10 protein-coding genes are annotated in these 15,680 nt (G+C 66.8%); 2 read left to right on the top strand and 8 right to left on the bottom strand.

Translation table 11 applies throughout. The features are described 5' to 3' along the window. Nucleotides 1-130: 130 nt before the first annotated feature. The 3 genes from murJ to QW845_RS31010 form a co-directional block, all read right to left on the bottom strand. Complete coding sequence (gene murJ / locus QW845_RS31020) at nt 131-1,660, bottom strand: murein biosynthesis integral membrane protein MurJ (protein WP_315805317.1); 1,530 nt, start codon at nt 1,658-1,660, stop codon at nt 131-133. Nucleotides 1,661-2,928: 1,268 nt separating this feature from the next. Continuing rightward, nucleotides 2,929-4,077 carry a DegT/DnrJ/EryC1/StrS family aminotransferase gene (locus QW845_RS31015; RefSeq protein ID WP_315805316.1) on the bottom strand — a complete coding sequence of 383 codons (1,149 nt, stop codon included), beginning with the start codon at nt 4,075-4,077 and terminating at the stop codon, nt 2,929-2,931. Between the two features lie 55 nt (nt 4,078-4,132). After that, nucleotides 4,133-5,143 carry a Gfo/Idh/MocA family oxidoreductase gene (locus QW845_RS31010; RefSeq protein ID WP_315805315.1) on the bottom strand — a complete coding sequence of 337 codons (1,011 nt, stop codon included), beginning with the start codon at nt 5,141-5,143 and terminating at the stop codon, nt 4,133-4,135. A 360-nt stretch (nt 5,144-5,503) separates the two neighbouring features. On the opposite strand from QW845_RS31010, the gene QW845_RS31005 reads away from it, so the two are divergent. Further along, a complete protein-coding gene (locus QW845_RS31005; protein ID WP_315805314.1) occupies nt 5,504-6,214 on the top strand; it encodes a DUF1223 domain-containing protein in 711 nt (236 codons plus the stop codon). A gap of 9 nt (nt 6,215-6,223) precedes the next feature. On the opposite strand, the gene QW845_RS31000 is transcribed toward QW845_RS31005, so the two are convergent. The 5 genes from QW845_RS31000 to QW845_RS30980 all read right to left on the bottom strand — a co-directional run bounded on the left by QW845_RS31000 (nt 6,224) and on the right by QW845_RS30980 (nt 14,528). Beyond that, nucleotides 6,224-8,443 (bottom strand): tetratricopeptide repeat protein, encoded by a 2,220-nt coding sequence (locus QW845_RS31000; RefSeq protein ID WP_315805313.1) that lies wholly within the window; start codon nt 8,441-8,443, stop codon nt 6,224-6,226. Nucleotides 8,444-8,500: 57 nt separating this feature from the next. Further along, nucleotides 8,501-10,723: a tetratricopeptide repeat protein gene (locus QW845_RS30995; RefSeq protein WP_315805312.1), complete on the bottom strand. Its 2,223-nt coding sequence runs from the start codon at nt 10,721-10,723 to the stop codon at nt 8,501-8,503. 69 nt (nt 10,724-10,792) lie between these two features. After that, the gene (locus tag QW845_RS30990) at nt 10,793-12,205 is read right to left on the bottom strand and encodes a mannose-1-phosphate guanylyltransferase/mannose-6-phosphate isomerase (RefSeq protein WP_315805311.1); all 1,413 of its coding nucleotides are present in this window, start codon (nt 12,203-12,205) and stop codon (nt 10,793-10,795) included. A 12-nt stretch (nt 12,206-12,217) separates the two neighbouring features. Further along, nucleotides 12,218-13,234 (bottom strand): NAD-dependent epimerase, encoded by a 1,017-nt coding sequence (locus tag QW845_RS30985; protein ID WP_315805310.1) that lies wholly within the window; start codon nt 13,232-13,234, stop codon nt 12,218-12,220. 10 nt (nt 13,235-13,244) lie between these two features. Then, a complete protein-coding gene (locus QW845_RS30980; protein ID WP_315805309.1) occupies nt 13,245-14,528 on the bottom strand; it encodes a nucleotide sugar dehydrogenase in 1,284 nt (427 codons plus the stop codon). Between the two features lie 188 nt (nt 14,529-14,716). Between QW845_RS30980 and QW845_RS30975 the strand changes: the two genes are divergently transcribed. Further along, on the top strand, nt 14,717-15,679 hold the full coding sequence (locus QW845_RS30975; RefSeq protein WP_315805308.1) for a lysylphosphatidylglycerol synthase transmembrane domain-containing protein: 963 nt from the start codon (nt 14,717-14,719) through the stop codon (nt 15,677-15,679). The last annotated feature ends 1 nt before the right edge of the window (nt 15,680 follow it).

Raw genomic sequence — 15,680 nt, 5'->3', positions numbered from 1 at the left:
CATTGTCGCGACGATTGGCCGGCATATTGCAGCGGATCACGCCCTCGCGCAAACGGCATATGGCCGCTCCCCGAACACGCGCGGTCAACTCTCGGCAGGCATGCCAGCACGCGATGTTGCAGCGCAAACGTCAGCGCCGCACGAGGGCCTTCAGCCAGCGCGGACCGAACAGCACGAGGATGGCGCCCACGTAGATGACGGCGCCGACGATGATCAGCAGACCGAGAACGGCTTCGTCCTGCATGCGGCCGAGCGACGCGAGCCGGGTCGATGCCACCAGGGCCGTTGCCCACAACGCCGCCGCGAGCACCACGCCGGTCCCGGCGAACTTCAGCAGCGACGAGGTGAGCCGCCGATCGAAGTGCAGATAGCCTTTGTGCACGGCGAAGCCGAGCACCAGCAGCAGATTGATCCAGGCGCCGACGGCCGTCGCCAGCGCGAGTCCGACCTGGGCGAGCGAGCCCATCAGCAGCACCTTCAGCACGACGTTTGCGGTCAATCCCGTCAGCGAGGCCTTCACCGGCGTCGCGGTGTCCTTGCGCGCGTAGAAGGTCGAGACCGCGCTGCGAATCATCACGAACGGGATCAGGCCCACGGCATAGGCGGCGAGCGTCGCCCCGGCCGCGGCGGCGTCGCCCTTGGTGAAGGCGCCGCGCGCGAACATCGCGCGGGTGATCACGTCGGGGACGGCGAGGAAGGCGGCGACGAACGGCACCGAGAACAACAGCGTGAACTCGAACGCCCGGCGCTGCTGCTCCATGGCGCCGTCGTGATCGTTCGCCGTGAGCCGCCGTGACATCTCCGGCAGCAGCACCGTCCCGATGGCGATGCCGATCACGCCGATCGGCAACTGGTTGAGGCGGTCGGCATAATACAGTGCCGAGATCGCGCCGGCGGGGAGGAACGTCGCGATGATGGTGTCGGCGAACATCGCGACCTGCGTGCCCATCGAGCCCAGCGTCGCCGGTCCCAGCGCCTTGAAGAAGGCGCGGATGTCGTCGTCGAGCTTGAGCGGCGCAAAGCGCGGCAGGCCGCCGTGGCGGGCGAGGTCGCCGGCGAGCAGGAAGTATTGCAGGAAGCCGGAGATCAGCACGCCCCAGGCGGCCGCGTGACCGACACCGGGGAAGAACGCCGCCAGCGCCAGGGTCGCCATCATGGCGAGATTGAGGAAGATCGACGCCGCCGCGGCGCTCGCAAACCGCTGCATCACGTTGAGCATGCCGCCATAGAGCGTCACCAGCGTGATCAGCAGCAGATACGGAAAGGTGATTCGCGTCAGCGTGATCGCAAGCTCGCGCTGCCCGGGATCGTCGGTGAAGCCCGGCGCCAGGATGGTCATCGCCTGCGGCATGAACACCCAGGCGAGGATCAGCAGCACGACCTGCGAGGCCAGCAGCAGCGTAAAAATGCGGTCGGCAAACAGGCTGGCGGAGGCCGGCCCCTTCTCGCCATGCACATGCGCATAGGCCGGCACGAACGCCGCGTTGAACGCCCCCTCGGCAAAGATCGCCCGGAAATGGTTCGGCAGCCGGAACGCGATGAAGAACGCGTCGGCGACCGGCCCGGCGCCGAGAATCGCCGCCAGCATGATATCGCGGGCAAAGCCGGTGAGCCGCGACAGCAGCGTATAGCCGCCGACGGTGAAGATACGTCCGAGCATGGGGGGCTTCTAGAGCATTGGGGGGCGAGTTTGAAGCGGAACGTCCGCGCTCCCGCGCAGCCGAAGTGTGACCGTCCGATCGCGGTCGCCTTCCCGTTTGAGGAAGCGACTGGCATGGACCGACTGCGGCCAGCGGGTGCCGGCAGAAACCTCTCCCGTTTCCGGCGGGCCTGAGCTGCCGGTGCTCCAACTGTTGCGCCCATCTGCTTCCACGTCGTCATGGCCGGGCTTGTCCCGGCCATCCACGTCGGCCCAGTGCCCTCGGAACGACGTGGATGCCCGGGACAAGCCCGGGCATGACCGAGCAACTCATTCGCGAGTTGGACGTTACGGAGGACAACGGGTTAACTTCCGATAAAAATAATCATATTGCTATTTTACAGAAATCATGATTATCTCCGCGCATCCCGCCTCACCGCAGAGGGGCGTTGCGCGCGATCGTCACGACACGCGAGGCGGGGATGCGATGGCCGCGAGAGCTCGCAGCATGTCCTTGTGGCGTGCGGACGAACGGGCGCTTGCGGACGGTCAAGTCGCGTGGTCCTGGCCTCCCGACGCTGAGGTCAAGTTGGCGCTGCTGCTGATGCACGGCGTGGACGACGGTGGCCAACGAGCCGGCGCACCGGGGAGATCGCGGAGCAGCCGTAAGCCCGTCGCGCAGGGAATGCCGGATTGTCGGCTGAACCTGTGGTACCTGCCGCCTGCATTTTTTCAGCAGGCGGGCCATGGGTGAGGCCTTCACCCGGCATTCCCTGCGCCCTCTGCATGTTTGCGAGGGCGAACTGATCGTAAGACTCGGGCATCACGTGCCGCGAGAACGCGCCCCTATGTCGATCGCTGTTTGAGATGTAAATCGGAATTGAGCCACGCGGCCGTAGGGTGGGCAAAGCAGCCGCCCGCAGAGCGGTCGCGTGCCCACCGCGCATCGGCATCGGTGGTGGGAATGGTGGGCACGGCGCGCGATGGCTCGGCGTAACAAGCATTCAGATGGGCGCGCCTTTGCCCACCCTACAGACCGACCCCACCCATGTCGTCCCGGACAAGCCTGCCGACGCGAAGCGGCGGCGGGCGCCGATCCGGGATCCATGCGCCGTGCAGCCGATGGGGCGCGCGGAACGGGCCGCCTGCCCCTTCCAGACATCACGCGGTATGGGTCCCGGCGTTCGCCGGGACGACAGTGTTTGTTGGAGCTGCCGGTGGGACAGATCATTCATACACGCTGCGGCCGGTCGGGCCGCCAGCGGAGATGCGCGACGATGCGTAAGACCTCAGGCCAGTGCGCCGCGCACGACGTCGATGATGCGCCCTTGCGTCGCCTCGTCCAGATAGGCGTGCATCGGCAGGCTGATGACGTCGCTGGAGAGCTGCTCGCTGACCGGGAGGCCGCCATCGGCGCTCGGGAAGATGCGGTAGGCCGTCTGCTGGTGCATCGACTTCGGATAGTAGATCGCGGTCGGGATGCCCTGCGCCTTCAGCGCGGCGGCGAAGGTGTCGCGGTCGACGCCCTTGGGCAGGCGGATGGTGTATTGCGCCCAGACCGAGGTGCAGCCGTCGACGAGGCGCGGCACCTTCACGACGTCGGCCAGCGCCGCCGTGTAGCGTTCAGCGACGACATTGCGCGCGGCGATCTCGTCCTCGAAAATCCTGAGCTTCTCGAGCAGCACCGCAGCCTGGATGGTGTCGAGCCGCGCGGTGAGGCCGAGGCGGACGTTGTCGTATTTGTCGCTGCCGCCGCCATGGGCGCGCACGCTGCGCAGGCGCTCCAGGAGGCCTGCATCATCGGTGAGGATGGCGCCGCCGTCGCCGAAGCAGCCGAGCGGTTTTGCCGGATAGAAGCTGGTCGCGGTCGCGAGACCGAAGGTGCCGATGCGGCGGCCCTTGTAGCTGGCGCCAAAGCCCTGCGCGGCGTCGTCGAGCACGAACAGGCCCTCGTCCGCCGCGATCGCTGCGACCGAATCGTGGTCCGCGCTCTGGCCGAACAGATCCACCGGAATGACGGCCTTCGGCTTCAGGCCGAGCCGCTTCGCGGTGGCGATGCCGCGGCGGAGCGAGGCCGGATCGATGTTGAAGGTGTCCTCCAGCACGTCGACGAAGACGGGCGTGGCGCCAGTCAACGCCACGGCCTCGCCGGTGGCGCAGAAGGTGAAGGACGGGCACAGCACCGCGTCACCCGGGCCGATGCCTTGGGCCATCAGCACCATCAGCAGCGCGTCGGTGCCGCTGGAGCAGCTCACCGCGTATTTGGCGCCACAATACGCCGCCAGCTCGGCCTCGAGCTGAATGATTTCGGGGCCGCCGAGAAACTGGCAATGCGCGAGCACGCGGGCGACGGCGTCGTCGAGCGACTTGCCGAGCCGCTGGCGCTGCGCGGCGGTGTCGATGAACGGAATGGGCTGATGACGCAGGTGCTGGTTCATGAGCTCTGACAAAGGTTCGGAAACGGAAATGAGGGTGAAGCGGAAGCCTGGGCGGCTAGCCGGCCACGGCGCGCCGCTTGGTGGCAGCCGCCTCGGCCGGACGATGGCTCGACGTCTCCAGGCACTGTGTGGCGATGGCGAGGCTCGCGACGCCCTCGTCGCCGGTGACGGCGGGTGCCGTGCCCGAGCGCACCGCGTGCAGGAAGGCGATCAGCTCGGCGCGCAGCGGCTCGTCATGGCCGACCGGCAGATGGCGCATCGAGTAGCTGCCGTCCGGCTTGAAGCCGAAGCACTCGGTGACCTGGCGGGTGAGCAGATCGCCCATGATGTATTTGCCGCGCGTCGCCACCGTGACGTTGCGCGCCTTGAACGGCGTCAGCCAGTTGGTGTTGATGTGGGCGAGCACGCCGGAGGCGGTGCGGAATTGCAGGAGCGCGATGTCCTCGCGCTCGGCCACCGCGCTCGACAGTTGCGGCTGCACCTCGATGATGTCGGATTCGGTGAACCACCGGATGAGATCGATGTCGTGCACGGCGAGATCGATGACGACGCCGACATTGGACATGCGCGGCGGGAACGGGCCGACGCGGGTGATCGCGATCGACAGGATGTCCTCGCCGGCGATCGCCTTCTTGATCGCGGCCACCGCCGGATTGAAGCGTTCGACATGGCCGATCATCAAAGTGACGCCGGCGCGATGCGCGGCCGAGACGATCTCCCTGCCCTCGTCCACCGTCGAGGCGATCGGCTTCTCGACCATCAGGTGAACCTTGCGTGCGATGCAGGCCAGCGCGAGCTCATGATGCAGATGCGTCGGAGCCGCAATGGTCACGGCGTCGACGCCCTCCGCGACGAGCTGGTCGAGGCTCTCGAAGGTCGGGCAGTTCGCAAGCTCGGTGACGCGGGTGCGATGCGCGGGCAGCGGATCGACCACGCCGACCAGATGCACATCGGGCAGTCCGGCGAGCACGCGGGCATGATTGCTGCCCATCACGCCGGCTCCGATCACGCCTACGCGCAGCGCCTGCCTCAGCTCGGCCTTGTGGCCCGCCCCCTTGGAACTCATGTCATCGACCCCATCAATGCCCCCGGCTTGCGACGTCACGGATTGGCCGTAACGGTTAACGAACTGCAAATCACCGGTCGAAGCTCTCCTAGCATGCCGCTCGAAGCGAGGCGAATGCGGAAAGCCTTTTCAGGACACGATTTGATTCAGAAAGTTACATCCGGCACGGACGAAAAACGCTGTCTTTTGAATGGCGTGCGCGATGCGCCTCAGGTGTGGCGGGCGCCCTGCTCACGCGTCACGACAGGTCGCGAAAGTAACGGTGGATGCGTCTTCACGCCTGCGTGTTGGCCGCGGCAGGAGGTAACGCGATGGCTCCCGCCAGCGAAGGAGATCACGTCACAACGCGGGAGAACACCCATGCCCCTCAGCCTCGCCTCGTTCCGCCACGCCTCCGCCTTCGCCGTGCTGCTCGCATCGCTTGCCCCGTGGTCGCCATCGGCCGCCGCAACGGATCGGCCCGTCGTCATCGAGCTGTTCACCTCGCAGGGCTGCTCCTCCTGCCCGCCTGCAAATGCCTATCTGAACGAAATGGTGCGGCAGCGCCGCGACGTGCTGCCGCTCGCCTTTCACGTCACCTATTGGGACCGGCTCGGCTGGAAGGACCCGTTCTCGCTGCCGGCCGCCACCGATCGCCAGGCCCGCTACGGCAGCCGTTTCGGCGACGGCTCCTACACGCCGGAGATCGTCGTCGACGGCACGACGAGCCATGTCGGCTCCAACCGGGCGGAGGTCGGACCTGCGATCGATCGCGCCAGAGGCGCGAGCGCGACGGCGGCGCGCCTCAAGCTCGCACGCAATGGCGACAAGCTCACGGTCGAGGTCGGCGGCGGTGAAGGACGCGGACGCCTGCTCCTGGTCGGCTTCGATCATCGGCATGAAACGTCGATCCGCCGCGGCGAGAATGGCGGCCGCACGCTGGAGGAGCTGAACGTGGTGCGCTCGGTGCGCCCGCTGGCAGATTGGAGCTGCAGCGCGCTGCGCCTCACCGAGCCGATGCCGGAGGGCGAGGATGCCGCGGTGATTCTCGAAGCGGCGGACGGGCGCATCGTCGGTGCAGCGCGGCTGTAGCCGCCACGATCAGGAGGAGGCACAATAACGGCGCCAGAACAGACGATAGCCCTCCTCCACCTTGCGCGTGTAGGTCTCGACATTGCCGGCGGCGGAGTTCGCGACCATCGCCGGCAGTTGCGCCCGCAGCTTCGCCAGTTCCGCGGGCTGCGCCGCATGCTTCAGGGCGATGGCGATGTACCCGTCATCGTCCTCCGCCACGAACTCTGCGAGCCCGACCGCCGTGTTGATGGCGGCCGCCGCCCGCGCCGCGGCGCCGTGGCCGAGCCTGGCGACGACGGGCACGCCGGCCTGCAACGACTCCCAGGTGCTGACGCCGCCATTCTGCGGGAACGGATCGAGCGACATGTCGATCGCGGCGAACTGCGCGATGTGCTGATCGCGCGTCGACAGGCCGAGGCAGGTGATGCGCCCCTCGGCGATGCCATGCGCCACGAACCGGGCCACGAGGCCATCGCGCAGCAGGGGCTCGTCGAGCGCACCGTTCTTGATGACGATCCGCGAGTCCGGCAGCGCGCCCATCAGCCGCGACCAGAGCGCAAGCGCTGGATCGGAGATCTTGTCGATGCGGTTGAACACGCCGAATGTGACGTAGCCGTTGCGCAGCATCGGCAGCGGCGTCGGCTGCCATCCCGGCAAGGGATCGGTGGTGATGACGGCCGGCAGGTCGTAGACCTGCTCGGCAAACAGAGGACGCGCGGCCTCGGGCACGGTCACCGGATCGGCGAAGAAGTAGTCGATGGTCGGAAGCCCCGTTCCGGTGCCGCTGCCCCACGCGGTGACCTGCACCGGCGCCGGCTTGCGCGCGAACACCGGCAGCCGGTTGCCGGCGGAATGGCCGGAGAGGTCGACGAGGATATCGACCTGATCAGCCTCGATGCGATCGCTCATTTCCTCATCGGACATCTGCCAGGCGTCGACCCAGAGGTCGGCGGCGGAACGGCAGCGCTCGGTCATGCCATCCTGCAGCGGCGAGCAGGAGTAGCAGACGACCTTGAACGCCTGATGGTCGTGGTGGCGCAGGACGGGCAGGAACACCAGCGCAGCCGAGTGATTCCTGAAATCGGAGGAGACGTAGCCGATGGTCAGCCGCCGCTCTGGATCGCGGTCGCGAACCGGCGGCGGCCGGCGCACGATCTTGCTGCCGATCCTGGTCCACCATTCCCGGCGCGCCGCCTGGTGCTGAGCGAAGTCGGTGTCCGGCATGAAGTCGAGCAGGAAGATCTTGGCAGTGATCGCATCACCGAAATCCGGCTTGATCTCGAGCGCACGCTCGAAGTGCTGCAAGGCCGTTGCGAGATCGCCCTGCTTGCAGAAGCATTCGCCGAGCCAGGTCCAGGCGACCTCGGAGGCCGGATTGAGCTCCAGCACCTTGCGGCACGCGTCCATCGCCGGCGCGATATTGTCCTTGATGGCGCTGAGCTGCGCGAAGCCCAGCAACGCCACGTCCTGCCATGGATCGAGCGCCAGGGCGGCCTTGAAGTCGGCCATGGCCCGCTCGAACCGTCCGGCCTGCTGGTGCAGGCGGCCGCGCTGTGCCAGCACCTGCGCGGCATTGGACTTGATTGCAAGCGCGGCGTCGAACGCCGCGAGCGCCTCGTCGGAATGGCGCAGATTGATGCTGGCGAGGCCCTTGCCGAACATCGCCTCCATGTGGCGGGGATTGAGCGACAATGCGCGGCCGAAGCTCTCGTTGGCCTCCGCGTTGCGACCGAGCGGCAGCAGCGCCATGCCGCGGTTGCAGTAAGCGTCCGCATAGTCGGGCTTGAGCGCGATCGCCCGGTCATGGGCTGCGATCGCCTCCTCCGGCCGTCCCAGGCGCATCAGCGTGTTGCCGAGGCCCGTGAGCGCCACGAGCAGGTTCGGCTTCAGCGCAATCGCCCGCTCCTGGCATTTGCGCGCCTCCTCGAACCGCTTGCGGTTGAACAGCGCAAGGCCGAGATTGGAGAGCGCCTCGGCATTCCGCGGCTCGATCTCGACGGCCTTGATGAGCGCCTGCTCGGCCATCTCCATTTGTCCGCTGTCGAGCGCCGTCACGCCGAGCAGATGCAGCGCATCGAAATGATCGGGCAGCAGCGCCAGGATCTGGCCGCAGATCGCCTGCGCCTCGGCGCGACGGCCGCCGCGATAGGCGGCGACGGCCTGTTGCATCAGCGCATCGGCCTGCTTGCGATGCTTCTTTTGCAGCCTCGCATTCTGAAACGCGCGGGAACCGACGTCGCTTGCCAAAAGACGGCCTCCGGAGTGACGCGTAGATCGACAGAACAGGCGTACTGCGGACGGCGCTCAGCCGCCGGCGGCACAATAGCGGCGCCAGAACTGGCGATAGCCTTCCTCGACCTTGCGCGTGTAGGTCTCGACATTGCCGGCAGCGGAGTTGGCCACCCGCGCCGGCAGCTCGGCGCGGAGCCGAGCCAGCTCGGCCGGCTGGGCCGCGTGTCGCACGGCGATCGCGATGTAGCCCTCGTCGTCCTCGGCCACCCAGTCGTCGAGCCCGACCGCCTTGACGATCGCGCCGCCGGCCCGCGACGCCGCGCTGCTGCCGAGCTTGGCAACCACGGGCACGCCGGCCTGCAGCGATTCCCAGGTGCTGACGCCGCCATTCTGCGGGAACGGATCGAGCGAGATGTCGATGTTGGCGAACGCTGCGATGTGCTCATGGCGCATCGACGCGCCCAGACACGTAAGGCGGCTCTCGCCGACGCCGTGCGCGGCGAAGCGGGCGATCAGCGTGTCGCGCAGGAATGCATCCTCAAGCGCGCCGTTCTTGATCACGACGCGGGCGTCCGGCAGCGCCCGGAGCAGCGCCGACCACACCGTCAGCACCTCGTCGGAGATCTTGTCGACGCGGTTGAAGACACCGAAGGTGACGTAGCCGTTGCGCAACATCGGCAGCGGTGTCGGCTGCGCGTCCGGCAGAGGATCCGTGGTGATCAGTGCCGGCAGATCGTAGACCTGCTCGGCGAACAGCGGCCGTACTGTTGCCGGCACCGTCACCGGATCGGCGAAGAAGTAGTCCATGGTGGGCAGGCCGGTGCCGGTCGCATTGCCCCACGCGGTGACCTGGATCGGCGCGGGCTTGCGGGCGAACACGGTGAGCCGGTTGCCGGCCGAATGACCGGAGAGGTCGACGAGAATATCGACCTGATCGGCCTGGATGCGATCGGCGAGTTCATCGTCGGACAACTGAGATGCCTCGATCCAGCCATCGGCCGCAGCCTTGCACTGCTCGGTGACGGAATCGACCAGCGGCGAGCACGAGTAGCAGATGACCTTGAACGCCGCGTGGTCGTGATGGCGCAGCACCGGAAGGAAGGTCAGCGCGGCCGAATGGCTGCGGAAGTCGGACGACACGTAGCCGACCGTGATGCGGCGATCCGGATCGCGGTCGATGGCGGCAAGCTGGCGCTGCGGGATATGCGCGCCGATCCGCTCCCACCATTCGCGGCGGACGGCCTGATGCAGGGCGACGTCGGCGCCGGGATAGAAATCGAGCGCGAAGATCTTCTTCATGATCGCATCCTCGAAATCCGGCTTGATCTCGAGGGCGCGATCGAAGTGCTGGATGGCGCCGGCCGTGTCGCCCTGCTTCGCGAGGCACGTGCCGAGCCAGATCAGCGCGACTTCCGACGCCGGATTCTGCTCCAGCACCCGCTTGCAGGCCAGCATCGCTGGCGCGATCCGCTCGGTGAGCACGCAGACATGCGCCTTGCCGAGCAGCGCCGCTTCGAGCCCGGGGTCGATCGCCAGCGCGGCATCGAAATCGGCCTCGGCCTCGGCGAACCGTCCCATCTGCACATAGAGCCGGCCACGCTGCGCGATGACGGCCGCCGTCCCCGGCTTCATGGCAAGCGCGGCGTTGAAGGCGGCCAGCGCCTGCTTGAGGTGCCGCAGGTTGACGCTGACCAATCCCTTGCCGAAGGTCGCCTGCATGTGCCGCGGCGCCAGCGCCAGGGCGCGGTCGAAACTCTGTCTGGCCTCTTCGTTGCGCAGCAGGAGCAGTTGCGCCATGCCGCGATTGCAGTAGGCGTCAGCGAAGTCGGGCTTCAGCGCGATGGCGCGGTCGTGCAGATCGATCGCCTGCGCGAACAGCTGCATGTTCATCAGGGTGTTGCCGAGGCTGGTCAGCGCCGTGGCGAAATTGGGCTTGAGCGCGACGGCGCGCTCCTGAACCGCGCGCGCCTCCTCGTAGCGCTTCATGCTGAACAGCACGAGGCCGAGATTCGCCAGGGCCTCGGCATTGCGCGGCTCCACCGCGACGGCGCGAGTCAGGGCCTGCTCGGCGAGATCGAGCCGGCCACTGTCGAGCGCGGAGGCGCCGAGAAGGTGAAGCGCGTCGAAATGATCGGGCACGAGGGCCAGCGCCTGACCGCAGATGGCCTGGGCATCGGCATGCCGGCCGGCCCGATACGCCTCGACGGCCTTCGGCAGCAGGCCGTCGGCCTGCTTGCGGTTCTTCTTCTGCAGGCGCGCGTTCTGGAACGCACGCGATCCGATCGTGCTTTGCAAGGAAGCTCTCCGGCGGACGACTCCGGGGCTGTCTAGCACGGCTCGCGTGATTCGCGGCGAGACCCCGCCCTACTCGCGGCGGTAATCGTCCTCGATGCGGATGATGTCGTCCTCGCCGAGATAGGACCCGGTCTGGACCTCGATCAGCTCCAAGAGGATCTTGCCCGGGTTCTCCAGCCGGTGCACCGCGCCCATCGGGATGTAGATCGATTCGTTCTCATGCACGGTCTGAACGGTTTCGTTCACCGTGACCCGCGCCGCGCCGCGCACCACGATCCAGTGCTCGGAGCGATGATAGTGCTTCTGCAGCGACAGCCGCTGGCCGGGCTTGACGATGATGCGCTTGACCTGATGGCGCTCGCCATTGTCGACCGACTGATAGCTGCCCCAGGGCCGGTGCACCTTGATGTGGGCCTCGGTGACCTCCGGCGCCACGGTCTTGAGCTTGGCGACCAGCCGCTTCAAGCCGTTGGCATCGCGCTGGCGCGACACCAGCACGGCATCCTGCGCCGCCACCACGACGAGATCGTCGACGCCTTCGAGCGCGACCAGCGCCTTGTCGGTGACGACGTTGCAATTGCGGGAATCCTCGAACACGGCGGTGCCGCGCGCGGCGTTGCCCTGCCCGTCCTTGTCGGACAATTCCCAGACCGCATGCCAGGAGCCGACGTCGGACCAGCCGCACGACACCGGGGCCACGGCCGCACGCTCGGTCTTCTCCATCACGGCATAGTCGATCGAGATCGGCTTGGCCGCGGCGAAGGCGTCGGAGTCGAGGATGATGAAGCTGAGGTCGCGGCCGGCCTTGGCAACGGAGTTGGTGACCGTCTGCACGCTGTCGGCATCGAACTTGCGGTATTCGTCGAGCAGGACCGCCGCGCGGAACATGAAGTTGCCGCTGTTCCAGAGATAGCCCTCGCGGATGTAGCGCTCGGCGGTCGGCTGGTCCGGCTTCTCGACGAATTTTGCGACCGCCCGCACCTCCCCGGATACCGGTGCCCCCGGGTTGATATAGCCATACTCGGTGGCCGCGCGCTCCGGATTGACGCCGAAGGTGACGATGCGGCCGGCCTCGGCGGCCGCGAGCCCCTGGCGGCACGCCGCGAGAAAAGCCGGGGTGTCGCGAACGACGTGATCGGCCGCGAGCGCCAGCACGACGGCATCCTGATGGCGCGACTGGGCGAAGGCCGCCCCGGCGGCGATGGCCGGGCCTGAATCGCGCCGCATCGGCTCCAGCAGGACATCGGCCTCGATGCCGATCTCGGCCAGTTGCTCCAGCACCATGAAGCGATAGGCCAGGTTGGTGATGATGATCGGCCGCTCGAACAGATCGGCATCGGAGACGCGAAGCAGCGTGTCCTGGAAGGTGGAACGGGCGCCGAACAGCGGCAGGAACTGCTTCGGCCTGACCTCGCGCGAGGCCGGCCAAAGCCGGGTCCCGGCGCCGCCGCACATGATGAGGGGAATGATGCGTCCGGTCATGAAATCAACCCGTCAAATCCGATGGTAGTCGCGGTACCATTTTGCAAAACGTCCGATGCCGTCGGCGATCGAGGTCGCCGGCCGGAAGCCGATGTCGTGTTCGAGGTCGCTGACATCGGCATAGGTCGCCTCGACGTCTCCGGGCTGCATCGGCAACATCTCCTTGATCGCCGGCCGCCCGAACTCCTTCTCCAGCAGCGTTATCACGTCCATCAGCTGTTCGGGATGATTGTTGCCGATATTGTAAATCCGCCATGGCGCCCGGCTGCTCGACGGATCGGGCCTGTTTCCATCCCAATCCGGGTTTCCCTGTGGCGGACGACCGAGCAGGCGGACGATGGCCTGCACGATGTCGTCGACATAGGTAAAATCACGCCGCATGCGGCCATGATTGAACAGCTTGACCGGCTGTCCGGCGAGGATGGCCTTGGCGAAGATGAACATGGCCATGTCGGGCCGGCCCCAGGGACCGTAGACCGTGAAGAAGCGCAGACCGGTCGCCGGCAGCCGGTACAGATGGCTGTAGGAATGCGCCATCAGCTCGTTGGCCTTCTTGCTCGCCGCATAGAGGCTGATCGGATGATCAACATTGTCCCTGACCGAGAACGGCAGCTTGGTGTTGGCGCCATAGACCGATGAGGACGAGGCGAACAGCAGATGCTCGCAGCCATGATGGCGGCAGCCTTCGAGGACGTTGATGAAGCCTTCGAGATTGGCATCGACATAGGCGTGCGGATTTTCCAGCGAGTAGCGCACGCCGGCCTGGGCGGCGAGATGCACCACGGCTGGAAAGCGATGCTGAGCGAACAGCGCCTTGATGCCGGCGCGGTCGACCAGATCGAGCTTGTGGAAGGTGAAGCCGGGCTGCCTCTTGAGAATGTCGAGACGCGCTTCCTTCAGCTTCGGATCGTAGTAGGCGTTGACGTTGTCGATGCCGATCACCTGGCGTCCGTCGGCGAGCAACCGCTGCGACAGGTGAAATCCGATGAACCCGGCGGCGCCGGTCACGAGGATGGGATGATCAGCCATGGTCGCTCCGTCAGGGTCGCCACAGTTCGATGGCGGCGGGTTTGCTCGCGCGGTCGAGCTTCATCTTCACGTCGAGCACGAGGCCGCTCTCCTCGCGCAGCAGGCCCTGTACGAGAGGCCAGCCTCCGGCGAGATATCGATCGTGCGACACGGCCAGCACGACCGCGTCGGCCGGACGCAGCGACTCGATCGCCGTCAGGCCGATGCCGTACTCCTCATGCACGGCCGCAGCATCGGCCAGTGGATCGGCGACCTGCACCTCGACGCCGAACGACTGCAATTCGCTGATGATGTCGATCACGCGCGAATTGCGGATGTCCGGCACGTTCTCCTTGAACGTCATGCCGAGAATGGTGACGAGGCCACCCCGGCCCTTCCGCCGCAGCAAGCCGCGGATGCATTCGCGCGCGATGCGCCGGCCCATCTCGTCGTTGATGCGGCGGCCCGCCAGAATGACCTCGGGATGATAGCCCGCCTTCTCGGCGCGGTAGGTGAGGTAGTAGGGATCGACGCCGATGCAGTGACCGCCGACGAGGCCGGGCGTGAACGGCAGGAAGTTCCACTTGGTGGCGGCGGCGGCGAGCACGTCACCGGTATCGATCTCCAGTGCCTGGAAGATCAGCGACAGCTCGTTCATGAACGCGATGTTGAGGTCGCGCTGGGTGTTCTCGATCACCTTGGCCGCCTCGGCGACCTTGATCGAGGGCGCGCGATGGATGCCAGCGGTGACGACCGAGCCGTAGACGGCGGCGACGATCGCGAGCGTCTGCGGATTCTGTGCCGAGACCACCTTGGTGATGGTCTCGAAGCGATGCGTCTTGTCACCGGGATTGATGCGCTCCGGCGAATAGCCGACGTTGAAATCCGTCCCCGCCTTCAGCCCCGAGCTGCTCTCCAGCAGCGGGACGCAGTCTTCCTCGACGGCGCCCGGGTATACGGTCGACTCGTAGACGACGATGTCGCCGCGCTTCAGAACGGCTCCCACCGTGCGCGTCGCGGCCAGCATGGCGCCGAGATCGGGCCGCCTTGCGTTGTCGATCGGGGTCGGAACGGTGACGATGAAAAAATCGGCAGTCGCGATATCATCCGGCTCGCTGGTGAAGCGCAGGCCCGGCCGGCGCAGATCGGCCGCATCGACCTCGCAGGTCCGGTCCCTTGCGTCCTTCAGCTCCGCGACCCGGACCGCATCGATATCGAACCCGATCGCCGGGCAGCCTGCCCGCGCGAACGCAGCCGCGACCGGCAGGCCGACATAGCCAAGGCCTATCACCGCAATCTTCCGGCCATGAGACATAAATTGATATTCCGGTCGTTTCGGAGGCCATTGACGCCACCCCTGCGACTGTTTAGCCACCGGGGCATCAGGACCGCAAGGGGCGGCTACGGCTCCCCCTGGACCCGGGGTCCAGCCTTGCCAGGACGGGAGTTGCGCGTATCGCACTCGGCTTGGAGCGTTTCAACCAAGAGCGAAGCCAGCCTGGCATGCGTGCGTTTTTGATTCTTCTCCTCCGGATCGTGGTGTCGCTGGCTCTGCTGTATCTCGCTCTGCGCGGGATCAACTTTGCGGCGATCCGTGAGCGGCTCAGCCAGATCAACATCGGCTGGATCGGACTGGCGGTGGCCATCACGCTGGTGCAGATCTTCATCGGTGCCCTGCGGTGGCGCGAGATCTCGGCGCTGTGCGGCGCGCCGCTGACGGACATGCAGGCGTTCCGCTACAACATGATCGGCGCCTTCTTCAATCAGACCCTGCCGTCCTCGATCGGCGGCGACGCCGTGCGTCTGTGGCTGATCGGGCGCACCGGCGCCGGCTGGCGCGCAGCCAGCTACTCGATCCTGACCGACCGCGCCGTCGGCTTCATTGCGCTGGCACTGATCATCGTCGCGAGCCTGCCGTGGAGCTATGGCATGATCGCCGACGAGCACGGGCGGCTGGCCCTGGTGCTGGTCGACGCGGCGGCGCTGGCCGCCGGCGTCGGCTTCCTCACCATCGGCTATCTGCCGGCCAAATGGATGAAGGCGTGGTGGCCGACGCGGCACGTCTATGCCTGCTCGGTGATCGCGAACAAGGTGATCTTCGGCCCAGGCACGGCTGCGAAGATCGCCGTGCTGTCGCTGTCGATCCATGTGCTGGCGGTCGTCATCGCCTGGTGCGCCGTGCGCTCCATCGCGGCGCCCGCCGCGTTCGAACAACTGTTCCTTCTGACCCCGCCGATCATGCTGATCACGATGCTGCCGATCTCGATCGCAGGCTGGGGCGTGCGCGAGGCGACGATGATGGTCGCGTTCGGCTATGCCGGCCTGGCGCCTGCCGACGGCACCGTCGTCTCGATCCTGTTCGGCGCGGTCTACTTCATCGTCGGCGGCATGGGTGGGCTGGTGTGGATCCTCAGCGCCGAAAAGGGCGCCGGCCGCCTCGCGGTTCCCGCTACGGTCGAAGACTGAC

The organism is Bradyrhizobium sp. SZCCHNS3002 (assembly GCF_032377435.1).
Classification (GTDB): Bacteria; Pseudomonadota; Alphaproteobacteria; order Rhizobiales; family Xanthobacteraceae; genus Bradyrhizobium.
The sequence above is the reverse complement of the archived record's forward strand: the minus strand, read 5'-3'. Positions and strand labels throughout refer to the sequence as shown.